The organism is Spirillospora sp. NPDC048824 (assembly GCF_043198455.1).
GTDB lineage: Bacteria > Actinomycetota > Actinomycetes > Streptosporangiales > Streptosporangiaceae > Spirillospora.
Genome location: NZ_JBICUS010000009.1, coordinates 138,364 through 152,635 on the forward strand (window position 1 = coordinate 138,364; position 14,272 = coordinate 152,635).

9 protein-coding genes are annotated in these 14,272 nt (G+C 68.4%); 4 read left to right on the plus strand and 5 right to left on the minus strand.

Annotated elements, in window-relative coordinates:
- Nucleotides 1-154: 154 nt before the first annotated feature.
- Together pglW and pglX are read left to right on the plus strand one after the other, a co-directional pair.
- Nucleotides 155-4,582, plus strand: coding sequence for a BREX system serine/threonine kinase PglW (gene pglW / locus ACGFIS_RS19845; RefSeq protein WP_392972009.1), 4,428 nt, complete (start codon nucleotides 155-157; stop codon nucleotides 4,580-4,582).
- 60 nt (nucleotides 4,583-4,642) lie between these two features.
- Nucleotides 4,643-8,299 carry a BREX-2 system adenine-specific DNA-methyltransferase PglX gene (gene pglX / locus ACGFIS_RS19850; RefSeq protein ID WP_392972011.1) on the plus strand — a complete coding sequence of 1,219 codons (3,657 nt, stop codon included), beginning with the start codon at nucleotides 4,643-4,645 and terminating at the stop codon, nucleotides 8,297-8,299.
- Between the two features lie 71 nt (nucleotides 8,300-8,370).
- On the opposite strand, the gene ACGFIS_RS19855 is transcribed toward pglX, so the two are convergent.
- Nucleotides 8,371-8,946 (minus strand): hypothetical protein, encoded by a 576-nt coding sequence (locus tag ACGFIS_RS19855; protein WP_392972013.1) that lies wholly within the window; start codon nucleotides 8,944-8,946, stop codon nucleotides 8,371-8,373.
- On the minus strand, nucleotides 8,940-9,197 hold the full coding sequence (locus ACGFIS_RS19860; protein ID WP_392972015.1) for a hypothetical protein: 258 nt from the start codon (nucleotides 9,195-9,197) through the stop codon (nucleotides 8,940-8,942). Before ACGFIS_RS19860 ends, ACGFIS_RS19855 begins: the two co-directional genes overlap by 7 nt.
- Before the next feature lie 151 nt (nucleotides 9,198-9,348).
- Here ACGFIS_RS19860 and ACGFIS_RS19865 point away from each other — a divergent pair, with 151 nt between their 5' ends.
- The gene (locus ACGFIS_RS19865; protein WP_392972143.1) at nucleotides 9,349-10,176 is read left to right on the plus strand and encodes a Scr1 family TA system antitoxin-like transcriptional regulator; all 828 of its coding nucleotides are present in this window, start codon (nucleotides 9,349-9,351) and stop codon (nucleotides 10,174-10,176) included.
- Between the two features lie 161 nt (nucleotides 10,177-10,337).
- Nucleotides 10,338-10,532, plus strand: a complete 195-nt coding sequence (locus tag ACGFIS_RS19870) for a DUF397 domain-containing protein (RefSeq protein WP_392972017.1) — start codon at nucleotides 10,338-10,340, stop codon at nucleotides 10,530-10,532.
- Between the two features lie 289 nt (nucleotides 10,533-10,821).
- Here ACGFIS_RS19870 and ACGFIS_RS19875 read toward each other — a convergent pair whose 3' ends face one another.
- The 3 genes from ACGFIS_RS19875 to ACGFIS_RS19885 are packed head-to-tail and all read right to left on the minus strand — an operon-like array spanning nucleotide 10,822 to nucleotide 14,266.
- Complete coding sequence (locus tag ACGFIS_RS19875) at nucleotides 10,822-11,805, minus strand: phosphotransferase family protein (RefSeq protein WP_392972019.1); 984 nt, start codon at nucleotides 11,803-11,805, stop codon at nucleotides 10,822-10,824.
- Nucleotides 11,802-12,830, minus strand: a complete 1,029-nt coding sequence (locus tag ACGFIS_RS19880; RefSeq protein ID WP_392972021.1) for a hypothetical protein — start codon at nucleotides 12,828-12,830, stop codon at nucleotides 11,802-11,804. Before ACGFIS_RS19880 ends, ACGFIS_RS19875 begins: the two co-directional genes overlap by 4 nt.
- A complete protein-coding gene (locus tag ACGFIS_RS19885) occupies nucleotides 12,827-14,266 on the minus strand; it encodes a hypothetical protein (protein ID WP_392972023.1) in 1,440 nt (479 codons plus the stop codon). The genes ACGFIS_RS19880 and ACGFIS_RS19885 overlap by 4 nt, the downstream gene beginning before the upstream one ends.
- Between the last annotated feature and the right edge of the window lie 6 nt (nucleotides 14,267-14,272).

The following is a 14,272-nucleotide window of genomic DNA, read 5'->3' on the forward strand; positions in this document are numbered from 1 at the left end:
CTGGGGGCGCGTGGGGGATTACGGGGCGTGGGTGGCCGGTATCTGACACGGGCGCGGGCCGAAAACGCCCCAGGGCAGGGGTGGGGCGTCGGTAGGATCTAGGCTCGCCCAGGCACGGCGGGCGGGCGTGGGCAGTGCGGGGAACGGAGGGGTGATGGCGGGGTCCTCCAGGCCGGTTCCGAGGCCGCCGAGGCCCGTCCAGCGGTGGTTCCAGGAGCGGCCCTCCGACTACGCCTGGGAGCAGGAGGGGCTCGACCACGTCAAGGCGCTGTTGCCGAACGTGGAGCCGTACCGGGCGTGGGCGCTGTTCTCGTTCGTCGCCCCGTCGGGCCGGGTGCACGAGTGCGACCTGTTCGTGGCGGCGCCCGGCGGGCTGTACCTCGTCGAGCTGAAGGGGCATCCGGGACGTGTCGCCAACAACGGGGCGACGTGGAGGTTCCAGGGCCCCGACCGGCCGAGGACGCTCCGCAACCCGCTCCCGCTGACCGACTGGAAGTCCAAGGAGCTGAAGGAGCGGCTGATCTGGGCCGCCAAGGACCTGGGGTTCTTCAGCGTCCGGGTCCCGCGGATCGAGCCCGCGGTGTTCCTGTCCGCCCCCGACCTCGTGTCGGAGCTCGACGAGGTCCAGCGCACGCGGGTGTACGGACGCGACGACCGGGAGACGGGCCTCGCCCGCATCTGGACCGACCTGCTGGGACGCCCGCCGGAGCGGGAGCACCGGAGGGTCGCCGAGGACTTCTCCAAGCGGCTGCCGCAGATGCTGGACCGGATCGGCATCACCCACTCCACGGCGCATCTGCGGTTCGGGGACGAGTGGCGCATGCAGCCGAGCGTGCTGGAGGCCGGGCCGAGGTGGGAGGACCGGCTGGCCGAGCGGCACGACATGGTGCACGAGGAGGGCCGCGTCCGGATCTACCTGGTGAACCGGCAGGCGACCGACGAGGCGCGACGGACGGTCGACCGGGCGGCGCGCCGCGAGTACCAGGTGCTGCAGGGCATCAACCATCCGGGCATCGCGCAGGCCGTGCAGATCCGAGAGCACCAGGGCGGCTCGGCGATCCTGTTCCGCCACGACCATCGCGACCTGCGCCTGGACTCCTATCTGGACGTGCACGGGGCGTCGCTCACGCCGGAGACGCGGCTGGCGCTGGTGCGGCAGCTCGCCGAGGCGGTCCGGTACGCGCACAACCGGTCGCTGTACCACCGGGCGCTGTCGGCGCGGTCGGTGTACGTGTCGGCGCGCGACGACGGGTCCCGCCCGGTGCTGCGCATCATCGACTGGCAGACGGCGGCGCGCGACTTCGACACCGCCACCCCGATGACGATCGGCCAGTCCACCCTGGACGCCGAACTGGTCGACGAGGCGGCGCTGGTCTACCTGGCGCCCGAGTTCGACCAGCCCTACCCCGACCCGGTGGACCTGGACGTATTCGGCGTCGGCGCCATCGCCTACCTGATCCTCACCGGGCGGCCGCCCGCCCCCGACCGCGCCACCCTGATCGATTCGCTCCGCGACGCGGGCGGGATGCATCCGTACGGGGTCGCGGACGGTCTCGGCGACCGGCTCGACCGCCTCGTCTTCGAGGCCACGCAGGGCGTCCCGGCGAACCGGCTGGAGTCGGCGGACCGCTTCCTGGCGGAGCTGGACGCCGCCGAGCAGGACGCCGCGGTCCCCGAGGACGCCCTCACCGGCGGCTGGGAGGGCACCGACCCGCTGACCGCGATGCCGGGCCAGATCGTGGACGGTGACCCCGAGGGGCTGTGGCGCGCCGAGCGGGTCCTCGGCTCCGGCGCGACGTCACGGGCGCTGCTGGTGCGCCGCGACACCGACGACGAGGACGGCGCCCAGAACGGTCACGGCCAGGCCCCGGAGCGGGTCCTCAAGGTGGCCCTGGACGAGGCGAAGGCGGGCCGGCTGGCCGCGGAGGCGGAGGCCCTCGCCAAGGTCGGCGGCGGCGCGATCGTCCGGCTGCTGGGCGGCCCCCGGCAGCTCGCCGGACGCACCGTCCTGGACCTGGAGTTCGCCGGTGACCGCACCCTGGCCGCCGTCCTGCACGACGACGGCAAGCTCACCTACCACCAGCTCGAACGCTTCGGCCGGGATCTGTTCCGCGCGCTGGACCAGCTCGTCGCCAAGGGGGTGCGGCACCGCGACCTGAAGCCGGAGAACTTCGGGGTGCTGCGGCGCGCGGACCGCACGTGGGAGCTGAAGCTGCTCGACTTCTCCCTCACCGACGTGTCGGACCGCGACCCGACGGCGGGTACCCGCGGCTACCTCGACCCGTTCCTCGGCACGCCGAGCCGCCCCGACTTCGACGACCACGCCGAGCGGTACGCGGCGGCGGTGACGCTGCACGAGATGGCGTCGGGGGAGCGGCCGAGGTGGGGCGACGAGCGCTCCGACCCCCGCACGGGCGACGACCCGTACCCGTACCTGTCGGCGGAGCTGTTCGAGCCGGCGCTGCGCGACGGGCTCACCGCGTTCTTCCGGCGCGCCCTGCACCGGGACGTGTCGGAGCGGTTCGACACGTTCGCGCAGATGGAGGCCGCCTGGCAGGACGTCTTCCGCAGGGCGGACGCGACGGCCCCGGCGACGACGCAGGAGACCCTCGCCGGCGGCGACGTCGAGCCGGGGCTCGGGCCGGAGGAGCTGAAGGCCGCCCGGGACATCGCGGCGGACGCGGCGACCACCGAGACCCCGCTGATCGCGGCGGGGCTGTCGCCGCGCGCGGTGGCGGTCGCGGCGGGCTTCAACGCCACGACGGTCGGGCAGCTCCTGGACGTCCCGCAGTACCAGATCGCCAAGGCGCGCGGCGCGGGCGCGATCGCGAAGAAGGAGCTGAACCGGCGGCACCGGCAATGGACCGCCGCGCTGCGCCCGCACTCCCGTCCGGGGCGGGAACCGGGGGACGAGGCGGTCGCCGGCCCGTCGGCCGCGGCACCGGCGGGGGAGCAGCGCGCCGGGACGCGCGTGGACGACCTCGCGGCGATGCTCGTCCCCGCCGACGAGCGCCGCGGCTCCCGCAAGGGGGAGACGCTGCGGCTGCTGCTCGGCCTCCCCGGCGCGGACGGTTCCGTCCCGGACGAGCCGTGGCCGACGCAGAGCACCGTCGCGAAGGCGGCGGGCATCACGCAGGCGACGGTGTCGCGGCACCACAAGGAGGCCATCGAGCGGTGGGCGGCGGCCGAGCGGCTGGCGCCCGTCCGCGACGAGGTGGTGAACCTGGTGCGCAACCTCGGCGGCGTCGCGACCGCCGCCGAGCTGGCGGACCTGCTGCGCGTCCGGCACGGTGCGGCGGAAGCGCCGCCGGAGGTGACCGCGGCCCGGTCACTGGCCGTCGTCCGCGCCGCCGTGGAGGCGGAGGCGTTCACCGGCGGGGACGGCGACGACGGCCGCGAACCCCGCCTGGACCGGGTCCGGCGGGGGCGGCACGTCCTGGTCGCGCTGGAGTCGCTGCCGGGCACCGAGGACCCGACGCCCGCCGAGCTGTCCGACTACGCCGCCGTGCTCGGCGCCCGCGCGGACGAGCTGGCGCGGCAGGACCCGCTGCCCGGCGGCGCCGAGGTGATCCGCGCCCTGCGCGACGTCGACCCGCCGGACGGCATGGCGCCGCTGTCGGACACCCGCCTGGTCCGCCTCGCCTCCGGTGTCGCCGAGGACGCGCTGGCCTCCCCGACGCTCCAGCTCTACCCGCGCGGCCTGGACCTGGCGCGGGCGCTGCGGCTGTCGCAGGCCGGCGCGGGCGTCCGCCACCCGCAGGGCGTCGCGCTGCGCGACCTGATGACGAAGGTCAGCGCCCGGTTCCCCGACCTGGACGCCTACACGCCCCCGCCCACGTACGTGGACGTTGAGGACGCGCTGGCGGAGGCGGGGTTCCCGCTGGTGTACGACCAGGCCGCCGAGCGGTTCTTCCCTCCGGCGCCGGTGCGGCCCCGGACGCCGTCCAGCAGCACCACCGCGACCCGCCTCGGCGCCGGGCTCGGCGCCCCCGGCGAGGGCCCGGCCGACATCGCGGACGCCAGGCTCGCCGAGGCCGCCCGCCAGGGCGGGTTCCTCGCGCTGACGGTCCACCTGAAGCGGGCCGCGGGCGTCGCGGACGCGATCGCCGCCGCGTACCCGGTCGTTGCGGTGAACTTCGCGGACGTGTTCCTCGCCGAGTTCCGCGCGCTGGCCGAGGAGCACGGCGCCGACTGGGGGCAGGTGCTCCGCGCGGACGAGCGTTTCACCCGCACCGGACAGGTGCCGGGCGGGCTCCGCTCGTTCGTCGTCCGCGTCCTGGACCGCACCGGGCAGCGGCTCCTCGACCGCGCCGCCCCGCCCCGCACGGTGCTGTTCGTCCACAACGCGGGCCTGCTCGCCCGGTACTACGACATCGGCGGGCACGACCTGCTGACGGGCCTGCAGAACGCGGCGCGCCGCGCGTCGGACGTCCCGCACGGCCTGTGGCTGCTGTGCCCGTCGGAGGCACCGCGCACCACCCCGAACCTCGACGGCCGGACGGTCGAGGCGATCGGCGCCAACGAGTGGACCGTTCTGGACAAGGCTTTTCTCGCCCGCCTGCGCGGCGGCCAGGCCGCTTGACCGGCCGACAGCACGACCCGTACACAAGACCGCACGACCGAGCGAAGGGGACGGTAACGAGTGAGCGTGGACAAGGCGGCCCTGCTAAAGGACCTCCGCAAGCAGGTCACCGCACTTGAGGACGACCTGCGCGCCTACACCGAGCCGGGGCAGCGGTTCCACGCCAAGCTCAAGGGCGAGTACGACCGTGCCCGCGACGCCCAGCGCACCGCGCTGGGGTTCGGTCAGTGGCGGGACGACCGCGTCACCCAGGCCGCCGTCGCCTGGATCCTCGCGACCGTGTTCGTGCGGTTCTGCGAGGACAACGACCTCATCGCCGAGCCGTGGATCGCCGGCCCCGGCGACCGCCTCGCCGAGGCCGATGAGCGTCACCAGCAGTTCTTCCGCGAACACCCGGACAAGAACGACCGGGACTGGCTCATCGCCGCCTTCGACCACCTCGCCGCCACGAACGAGACCGTCGCGGGCCTGTTCGACCGCGACCACAACCCGCTGTGGGAGATGGAGCCGTCCTACGAGCAGGCTGCCGAGCTGTTGAAGTTCTGGCGCCGCCTCGACCCGGACGGCCGGATCGTCCACGACTTCACGGATAAAGAGAACCTGGACACCCGCTTCCTAGGCGACCTTTACCAGGACCTCTCCGACCACGCGAAGAAGACGTACGCGCTGCTCCAGACCCCCGAGTTCGTTGAGGAGTTCATCCTCGACCTCACCCTCGAACCGGCGGTCGAGGAGTTCGGTCTCGAACCGCCCTGGAAGCACAAGCCCGCCGGATGGCCCGGCGACGAGCCGGTGGTTCACGGTCTCCGCACCATCGACCCGGCCTGCGGCTCCGGCCACTTCCTTCTCGGTATCTTCCGGCGCCTCCTGGACAAGTGGGAGGCCCACGCCCCGGGCCTCGACCGCTGGACGCGCATCCGCCGGGTTCTGGAGTCCGTGCACGGCTGCGACAAGAACCCCTTCGCCGCCGAGATCGCCCGGTTCCGGCTCCTGGTCGCCGCCCTCCACGCCGCAGGCGAAACCCGCCTCGACACCGCCCCCGCTTTCCCGATCAACGTGGCGGTAGGCGACTCCCTCCTCCATGGCCGAGGCGCGCGGACACCTACCGAAGGACTATTCGGATTTAAACAATTTATGTATGCAACGGAAGACGTGCGAGCGTTCGCCGAACGCTGCGACCTGCTCGGTGTGAACTCTTATCATGTGGTCGTTGCCAACCCGCCTTACATCACGGTGAAGGATAATAAGGAGAACGAGAACTATCGCGCTTACGAAGCTACCTCCGGCCAGTATGCTCTTTCTGTACCCTTTGCACAGCGGATTTTCGAGTTGGCTGTCCGGACAGGTGGATCCAATCGTACAGCCGGATTCACCGGCCAGATAACTGCAAATTCGTTCATGAAGCGGGAGTTTGGTCGGAAGCTTATACCTTGGTTTCATGAGAACGTGGATATCTCTCACGTAATCGACACATCGGGAGCCTATATTCCAGGTCATGGTACGCCGACGGTAATCTTGATTGGGCGCAATCGGACAGCCTACAAAGAGACATCCATCCGGGCCATTCTGGGTGTGCGTGGTGAGCCCTCGCAGCCCCAAGAACCCGCGGATGGGTTTGTTTGGACAGCGATAGTTGAGCAACACGACCAGCCGGGAAGCGAGTCGGAGTGGGTCAGTGTGGCGGAGCTCAACCGCTCGGCACTTGCAACGCACCCGTGGTCAATGAGCGGGGGAGGAACGGCAGAACTATCCGCCCTTATTGAGAAGGATTGCGGTCGACTGGGTGCGCAGGTCACTAGCATCGGACGCACGACGGCAACAGGGGCAGACGATGCCTATTTCCTCCCTAATCGGCGGACAGTCGATCGTCTAGGGGAACTGCGGCAGACTCGGGAGCTTATTGTCGGCGAAGCCGTCCGAGATTTCAGGTTTACTTCAACCGTTTGGGTGCGGAACCCTTATGGTGATCGGCTTAATAGGGAAGTCATAACTGAGGATCATGCTCTGATTCGTAAGAGCCTGTGGCCACTGCGTACAATACTGAGCAAGCGTGTGATCTTCGGTAAGACGCTCCAGGAAAACAATTTCCCTTGGTTCGTGCACCTCGAGAACTACTCAAGCAAGTTGGAAGTCGATCTTGGTATTGCGTTTGCCTTTGTGGCCACCCATAACCATTTCACGCTGGATACGTCGGGACACTTGTTTAATCGTACTGCACCCGTGATCAAGCTCCCGAAGGGCTCCACTGAGGAAGATCATTATGCCCTCCTCGGGCTACTCAACTCGTCCACTGCTTGCTTCTGGTTGAAGCAGGTGTGTCATGACAAAGGAAGTCAGTCGGGCACGGGTGGATTCATGCATGACGAGTGGGAGCGATTTTATGAATTTACTGCAAAAATTCTTCAGAAATTCCCTATTCCCCCTGTAAGTCCCCTAGAGCTTGGCCGCCACCTGCAGGGGTTGGCTAATCAAGTCGCTGCCCTAGAGCCAAGCGCTATCGTTGGTTCCTCTATACCATTTCGAGATGCACTCGACGCTGCACTGCTTAAATGGGCAGGCATTCGTGGACGTATGGTCGCTATTCAGGAGGAGCTTGATTGGCAGGTCTATGCTCTTTATGGCCTCCTTGATGAGGCTATCGCTGCAGCAGTATGTGCGGACGATAATTCGTCGGTACCAGACGTGCGTCCTGGTGAGCGGGCATTTGAAATCGTTCTCGCACGTCAAGTTCTAGCCGGAAAGACAGATACCGTTTGGTTCTCGCGCAATGGGGCGCGGCCGGTGACTGAGATTCCCAAGCACTGGCCTGAAGCATATAAGCGCGTCGTCCGGGCACGAATTGACCTTATCGAGAAACTGCCCAAGGGTGTAGGGTTGATCGAGCGGCCAGAGTACAAGCGGCGGTGGGCGACCGAGCCTTGGGAGAAGAAGGAGAAGGCCGCCCTTTGTAGCTGGATTCTCGATCGGTGTGAGCGTGGTGATATTTGGTTTGGGCTGCGCGACGGATTCAGGCAGCCGCGCACGTTGACGGTGAGCCAGCTTGCGGATCAGTTCAAGGGCGATGCGGACATGCAGGGTGTGGCAGCCTTGTACGCGTCCGACCACTTGAAGATGCGTGATCTTCCTTTGGCGAAGGTGCTGGCCGAGATTATTGCGGAGGAGCACGTTCCGTATCTTGCTGTCCTGCGGTACAAGGCCCCTGGCTTGCGGAAGCGAGCGGAGTGGGAGCAGGTCTGGAAGAAGCAGCGGCAGGAAGACGAGATCGGGAAGCGCCTCGAGATTCCAACACCGCCGAAGTACGTCACCGGAGACTTTCAAACCTTCTCTTACTGGTCGCAGCGAGGTCGGTTGGACGTGCCGAAGGAGCGGTTTATCTCGTATCCGGGGGCGAGCCCGGACGCGGATGACACCTTGCTCCTCGGGTGGGCAGGCTGGGATCACAAGGACCAGGCACAGGCCCTCGCCAATCTCGTCAACGACCGGGCCGAGGTTGGGGCCTGGGGTGTGGAGAAGCTCACGCCGTTGCTGGCCGGGTTGCTTGAGGTGCTGCCGTGGGTGAAGCAGTGGCACGGTGAGGAGGACCCCGAGTGGGGCGGCGTTCCGGCCGAGGAGTTCGAGGCGTTCCTCAACGAGCAGCTCGCTCGATACGAACTGTCGGAGCAGGATCTCAACAAGTGGCGTCCGGCCGCGAAGGCGCGAGGACGTAAGAAGGCATGAGGCGTCCGTGATGGGTGGAAGCCGCGCGGCGGGGAGCCGGGGGCGTCTCCCGGCCGCGCGGCGGCTTGCGGTCACCTTTCCGGGCGGGCCTTGAGGACGGCCTGGACGAGGTCGTCAGGGTCGGCTGCGTTGACGATCTGCCATTGCGTCCCGCCGGGGATCAGTGCCCACCACTCCTTGGTGGAGAGACCCCACCAGCAGATGACGCCAGCGAAACGCTCTTGCAGCTTGGCAACGGTCACCGCCTGAGCCGGGTCCGGAGCGCTCGGGATGTCGGGGCATGTCGCGTCGATCGCCTTCGTCTGGTGAGTGCGGGCGGCGAGGATGGCCGTGACGAACGGGATGAGGATTCGGGTTATCCTCGCGGCGGCCATCCCCGGCCGGTGGTACGGGGCGAGGTTCTCGCCCGTGCTCGACTGGTACCACCACGTGCGGGACGCTGATTCGTGGACGAGGCTGACGCTTTCCCCGAAATGGGGCACAGCGGGATCGAATACCCGAAGAAGCGGGTGCGGCCCGTCGTAGCGGCGAAGCGTTTGCCAGCCTTCGCGGATGACTTCCGTTGAGAGCCTGTCGAGATGGGTCGTTACAGAAGAAGTGGGGGACGACCCAGTATGGCTTTGCGATCCGTTCCATCGCTTTACCATCGGTCCCACCTACTGCGCTGCCCCGTAGTGCGCTTGGTTACGCGACTGAGTTCGATGGTCAGCGCCTTACGTAGCTCTTCTGCGCTGTTGCGTATAACGGTCGGCTCTACGCCGGCCTTGGGGTCGTGCAGAGTGGCGACCCAGTCGCCGAGCTTTCCGTCGTAGCGCGTCGCACGCCAGATGCGATGTCCTTGGAAGTCCTGGCGGAGCTGCGCCAACGCCTGGTCAGCGGGGTTGACGGGCGTGTCCATGATCAGTCTGCGCCTCCAGTTGATTTCTCTCCGTTACCGCTTCCCAGCTTCCTGTAATCGCGTTATCTTCTGGAAGAGTAAGAAGCCCAAGGAAAGAAACCCCCCGCGTGCGGTTAGAAAACCGCTCCGCTTTCGGATCTTGGAGGCTCCCGTGCCCCGTCGTCCTCGCGATCCTGACGTTCCGTCATCGCCGGTCGAGTACTTCGGTGTCGAATTGCGTGCATATCGGGAAGCAGTCGGTATGTCCCGTCCTCAGCTCGCTGAGAGGCTCGGGTACACCCCCCAGTGGATAGGTCAGGTTGAATCGGGCAAGTATGGACCTTCGGAGGATTTCGCCAGGGATTGCGACACGTGCTTCAAGACGAACGGGACGTTCTACCGTCTCTGGAGGTGGATCCAGCGCTTCGGGCGGCTCTCGGTCCTCCCACCGGGCTTCCCCGACTTCATTGAGCGCGAGCGAGAGGCCGAGGTGGTGCACATCTTCGAAAGTATGGTAATCACTGGCCTGTTCCAGACCCCGGAGTATGCCTACGAGGTGCTCAAGTCAGACAAAAGCGCTGAAGCAGTGGACCAACTCGTCGCTACCCGGATGGAGCGACAGGACATCCTCAAGCGAGAGAGCCCGCCGCACGTGGTTGCGATCTTTGACGAGGGCGCGATTCGTCGTCCGATCGGAAACCCCGATGTGCTGAGGGGGCAGGTCCAACACCTCATCGACTTGGCTGGTCTACATCACGTCACACTCCAAATCGTTCCAACTCCCAAGGGTGCTTACGCAGGGCTGCCTGGGGCGTTCATGGTTCTGAAGTTCCGGGAGGAGTTGGATGTCGTCCACGTGGAAGGGCACATAGGTGCTCAGCTCATCGATCATCCTGACGCTGTCCGGAAGTATGCGGTACGTTTCGATTTGATTAGGGGCGCAGCGATGTCTGCTGACGACTCCCTGGACCTGCTCCGGACGATCTTGGAGAACCTATGAACACGCAGCACGCGTCCGCTGTGCAATGGCGAGAGGACAGCCGCAGTGAATCTCCAGGAGGCGCCTGGATCGAACTCGGCTCGGTGTCATCGCAGGGGCGCAGGTTTAGTCATAGTGGTGACACAGGTGATCGGTGCGCGAAGGTAGCGTCCGTGGTCCCCATGTCTGAGGCGGAGTGGCGCAAGAGTCGTCGTAGCACGGACACCGGTGGTGCGTGCGTCGAGGTGGCGGACTTGGTGGCGGCGGTGGCGGTGCGGGATTCGAAGGACCCGGACGGGCCGAAGCTGGTCTTCGGGCCCGATGCGTGGCAGGCGTTCGCGGGCCGCGTCAAGGGCGGGCAACTCGACTTGAGCTGAGACCGAAGCAATCGAGAGTCCTCGGCCGTCCATGTTGATGGCCGGGGCTCTCCGCGCTCATGTCAGGCCGCGGAACCTGGAGCCGCCCGTGGCGCGCTGCTGACATGGTCTATCAGGGCCTGACGGGGAGCCTCGGCGGCCCGAGACGTCGAATGATGGCTACTCCTGGGCGAGTCACCGTCCGCCCACGACAAACCCGGGCCTGTGCGGAGCGGTCCCCTCACCGTCAGCGGCCTGGGACGGAGACACTGACCGGTGCGCGATTCCTTCCCGTGGCCCCGACCAACGTTCATCGGGGGCGCAGGGCCTTTTCGACGGTGCGGTCGTCGATGGGTTCGGGGATGTGCCAGTAGGGGCGGGCCGCGTTCAGTTTGGCGGCCAGCGACTCGACGAGCTGGTGTTCCGGGTAGGGGTAGGGGCCGTTGCGGGCGAAGAGCTGGAAGTAGCGAACGGAGTCGACGATCGCCGACTTGATGCGTTCGTGGGTCAGGTAGGCGGCCAGGTCCCGCCGCCAGCTGGTGGTGTGGTCGGACGGCATGGCCGCCTGCCAGCGGGTGATGAGTGCGTCCGTCTCCTCCGGCAGGTAGCCCATCTTGTGGATGTGGACGGCCAGGTCGTAGACGGGGTCGCCCCAGAGGGCGAGTTCCCAGTCGAGGAACGTGGTCGTGCCGTCGCCGACGATCATGTTGCGGCGGTGGACGTCGGCGTGGACGCAGGTGAAGGGGCGCGGGGTGAGGCCGCGCCACAGGTCGTCCACCGGTGCGAGCGGGTCGGTGGGGATCGCCAGGGCGGTGAACAGGTCGGCGTAGTCGGTGCTGAAGGTGTCGTAGACGCGCTGCGTCAGGTCGGACAGGCGTCGCGCGAAGGCGGTGGTGTCCTGGTCGGCCGGCCAGGAGGCGGGCATGTCCGGGAGCCGGGGAACGCGAGTGAGCTGGGTGAACAGCCCCACGACGTCGTCCAGGACGTGGGGTGGGACGGGGACGCCGCGCGGCGCCACGTCGTTGAGGACGTCACCCGCGATGAACTCGTGGACCTGGAAAGGCGGGTCGGCGGAGGTGTGGAGCAGCCGCGGGGCGGCCCGCACGTGCGGGGCGATGGCGGCGAGGACGCGGTCTTCGCGCCATGGCCGCAGGTCCATCGTGTCGGCGCCGTGGATCGGTATCCGGACGATGACCGGCCCCTCGGGGGTGTCGACCCGGATGTTGTCGTTGTAGTACCCGGCCGCGGAGTCGCCGTGCGCCCGTGCGCGCTCGTACAGGTCCCGCCAGTTCACCCGTCCTCCAGCATGGCCGTTACGAGCGCGTGCGCCTGCTCGTCCAGGTGCCGCAGCAGGTTAGGCGGGCTGATCTGGGCGCGGGCCCGGTCGGTGACCGTCGCGGTGTGCTCGTCGGCCGCGCCGAGGACGTCCAGCAGGTGCCCGGCGACCATGAGCAGGGTGGGGTAGACCTCCGCCGCGACCAGCTCGGCGATGGCCCAGCGGGCGGACGCCACGGCGCCGGCGGTGTCACCTGTGCGGGCGTGGAGGAAGGCGCGGAACAGTTCCGCGCGGGCCCGGCCGGACCGGTAGTGCGCCCGTTCCAGGGCCTCGACGGCTGCCTGGAAGGACACGGCCGCCGGGACGTGCTGCCCGAGCCGGAGTTGCGCGATGGCCAGAGCGGTGAACGCCTTGCCTATCTCGTGGTGGGCGCCGAGTTCGGTCTGCGCGTCGATGGCGTCGGCGGCGGCATCGAGAGCGCGGGACGGGTCGGTCCAGGCGAGCAGCTCGGCCCGGTTGGTCTTGATGTCGGCCTGGCCGATGATGGCGCCCGCCCGCGCGTAGAGCTCGGCGGCCGCCTCCAGGGACCGGGCGGACGCGTCGAGGTCGAACCCGAACCGGTATCCGAGATGCTGGAGGCGGACCACGTCGCCGCGCAGCACCAGGTCGTCGTCCGGGGCGTCGGCGAGTATCTGCTGGGTGATGGACAGCGCGTCCCCGAACCGGCCCTGGCACATGTCGAGGTCCGCCATGCAGAAACCCGCCCGCAGGCGGACAGGACCGGAGTGGTGATCCCACACCTGACGGAAGAGGCGCTGCGCTTCACCGGTCGCACCGGCGATGCGGCGGCCGTGCGCGCCCGCCAGGGCGAGGCGTGCGCCCGGCGTGCCGTCCAGCGGCCAGTCGATGGACGGGGTGAGCCGTATGGCGGCCTCTGCGTCCCCGAGAAGGACGGCCGACTCGGCCTCCAGGCAGAGTGCCGTCTGGGCGAGGTCCGGGTCGCCGGAACCCGCGTCCATGAAGTCGCGCAGGTCCTGTGTCACCCCGTCGACGCCTTGCTGGCGCCGTGTGACATGGCCTGGTCCGCATACGCCATGATGCCCGCGCCGTCGAGGTCGCCCGCGTGCAGACCGCAGTAGGCGGCCTCGCGGACGGCCCGGGCGCGGGTGGCGACGCCGTCCTCGGCCGTGTGGTCGCCGTCGGCGCGGGAGTCCCAGACGTGCCGGAGCGAGGCATGGACGTCCCGGACGGTGTCCCGGGACAGCCTGGCATGCAGTGCGGCGCGCATGAGCTGGTGAAGTCGGCGGCCATGGGCGCCGGCCGGGTAGACGAACGAGTAGGCGGTCAGCGACTCCCAGGCCACCCGGTGCCGGGGCAGGTCGAAGGCGTCCGCCACGGCCTGGAAGATCTCATAGTCGAAGATCCGGGCGACGCTCAGCAGTTCGAGCGTGCGGATCTCGTCGGGGGCTACGTGGGCCAGGAAGCGTTGCAGGATCTCCTCGGAGGAGACCGCCGCCGCCTGCCTGGCCGTCGTGCGGGTGTCCACGGCCAGGTGAAGGTAGAAGGGCACGCCCTGGCTGGCGGTCGCGATCGCCTGGCGTGCGACGTGGTCGGTGATGCCGCCGTCCGCCAGCAGCTCCAGCCGGGCCGGCATCGGCAGGCCGTCCACGCGCTGGTGGTGGATCGCCTCGTTCCAGGCGGGGTCGTGCGCCGCCCAGGAGAGTGGTTCGCGGCTGGCCATGACGACCAAGCCCCTATCGAGCTGGGCGATAAGGTCGCGGAGCCAGACGTCCTGGGTCAACGCGTGGCCCGACGGCGCCGGGGCGGGGACGAGCGCCTCATAGGCGTCCACGAAGATGATGTAGGGCCGGTCGGAGCCGTCCCGCAGGTCCTCGGCGAAAAGGTAGGTGACGGCGTCGGCGAGTTCGGCGTTGGTGAGGTCGTCCAGCTGCCTGAGCGTGTCGTCGGACTTGATCCGCTGCCGCTGCCGCCTCCCGCTCGTGGCCTTGCCGAGCAGGCGCAGCAGCCCCACGCCGGTGCCGAACACGGGGACGCCGGCCGCGCCGTCGAGGATCTGGGAAAGTGCTTCGCTCTCGTCCACGAACGGGAGTTCCTTGCTGGACAGCCGCAGGTGCGGATGGAGGCGCTGCCACAGGACGGCGTAGGCGATGTCGAAACGGTCGAAACGCACCCCCTGGCGGCCGAGTTCGACGCGCAGGACCGCCAGGGCGTCCTCCTGCTGCCGCATCGCGGGCACCTGCAGGTCGATCGTCGCGGTCCGGTGCGTCTCGGCGCTGCGTTGCTTGAGTTCCTGCAAGAGGCGGGACTTGCCGATGCCGCCGACCCCGACCACGTTGAACACGCACGGTGAGCCCAGCCGGGTTCCTAAGAGCTCGGCGAACGCGGCTATCACCGCCTCCCTGTCCACAAACGGACGGTGCAGCGCGGCCACCCGCCGGAAACGAGGTTCGAGGGGCATGAACGT

Bases quoted from the DNA above. Each gene is read 5' to 3' on its own strand.
- pglW (WP_392972009.1), top strand. From the start codon at position 155: ATGGCGGGGTCCTCCAGGCCGGTTCCGAGGCCGCCGAGGCCCGTCCAG.
- ACGFIS_RS19855 (WP_392972013.1), bottom strand. From the start codon at position 8,946: ATGGTAAAGCGATGGAACGGATCGCAAAGCCATACTGGGTCGTCCCCC.
- ACGFIS_RS19860 (WP_392972015.1), bottom strand. From the start codon at position 9,197: ATGGACACGCCCGTCAACCCCGCTGACCAGGCGTTGGCGCAGCTCCGC.
- ACGFIS_RS19870 (WP_392972017.1), top strand. From the start codon at position 10,338: ATGTCTGAGGCGGAGTGGCGCAAGAGTCGTCGTAGCACGGACACCGGT.
- ACGFIS_RS19885 (WP_392972023.1), bottom strand. From the start codon at position 14,266: ATGCCCCTCGAACCTCGTTTCCGGCGGGTGGCCGCGCTGCACCGTCCG.